Origin of the sequence: Endozoicomonas sp. ONNA2, assembly GCF_024606365.1 — a bacterium.
Classification (GTDB): Bacteria; Pseudomonadota; Gammaproteobacteria; order Pseudomonadales; family Endozoicomonadaceae; genus Endozoicomonas.
This window is the reverse complement of record NZ_JAHHPO010001014.1, coordinates 1-1,046: the sequence shown is the minus strand read 5'-3', so window position 1 is coordinate 1,046 and position 1,046 is coordinate 1. Positions and strand designations below refer to the sequence as shown.

Below are 1,046 nucleotides of genomic sequence, written 5' to 3'. Positions count from 1 at the left end.
GCACGACCGGCTTCCGAAGGTTTCAACGTCTTCTGAAGTTACGGATTCAGGTATAGAAAAGACATGATATCACATGCAGGAATTGCAATTTTCCTTTTTGGAAATAAATTGGATGGGGACCAGGTAGTCGATTCAAATGGAATGCGAGAGGAATATGAAATATCAAAGGCACAAGGGGTTTTCACGATTCCTGTAGGTGCTACTGGGTATATGTCTAGGCAGCTTTGGTGTGATGAAATGGAAAGCTGTAAGGATACACCATCAAAATTCTCAGAACTAATTGCTGGTCTCAATAGTGAGGCCAGCACATTGGAAGCTCTAGAAGAACAGATTCTAGAAGCAGTTAAGGTAAAAATAAACCAAGGAGATGTGTAGTGGCACGCCAAACATTTTTTAGTTTTCGCTATAAAAAAGACAACTGGAGAGCCAGTATTGTTCGCAATAGCTGGGTAACTCAGGATCGAAAGGCATCTGGTTTTTTTGATACTGCCGAGTGGGAAGAAGTTAAAAAAAAGAAAGATTCTGAAATAGAGAAATGGATTGATTCACAACTGAAAGGTACATCCGTAACTGTTGTATTGATCGGCTCAGATACAGCTGGTAAAAAATGGATTGACTACGAAATAACCAGCAGCCATAAAAAAGGCAATGGTATTCTGGGTATCTATGTCCACAAAGTAAAAGATAGCAACGGAAAAACAACTACAAAAGGGGAAAATCCGTTTGATAATTGGGAATTTAAAAAAGATGGAAAAGTAATAAAGTACCCTGTGTATGATTGGGTTTCTGATAATGGATATGAAAACTTGGGTGACTGGATTGAAAAAGCTGCAAAAGTAGCAGGTCGGTAAACGCACATAACACATATGAGCCTTTCCGTAGTCAAGAGTAAAAAACGGAAAACCAGGAACATATATGGTTCGCCCCGCGATGCAAGGAAAAGTTTTCCACCATGACTAAAGAGTAATGCTTCCACCCTTATAATAAAGAGTCCGGCCTTTGGGGTGAGGTCTCAATGCCTCTGGCCCTGATGGAATCCGCTCACT

General features: G+C 40.4%; 1 protein-coding gene and 1 pseudogene. Both read left to right on the top strand.

Annotated features, from left to right (window positions below; all coding sequences use genetic code 11):
• Positions 1-60: 60 nt before the first annotated feature.
• Positions 61-375: pseudogene (locus KDK14_RS17965) on the top strand (hypothetical protein); the annotation flags it as partial.
• The gene (locus KDK14_RS17960; protein ID WP_257266569.1) at positions 375-851 is read left to right on the top strand and encodes a TIR domain-containing protein; all 477 of its coding nucleotides are present in this window, start codon (positions 375-377) and stop codon (positions 849-851) included. The pseudogene KDK14_RS17965 and the gene KDK14_RS17960, both read left to right, overlap by 1 nt.
• Positions 852-1,046 lie beyond the last annotated feature (195 nt).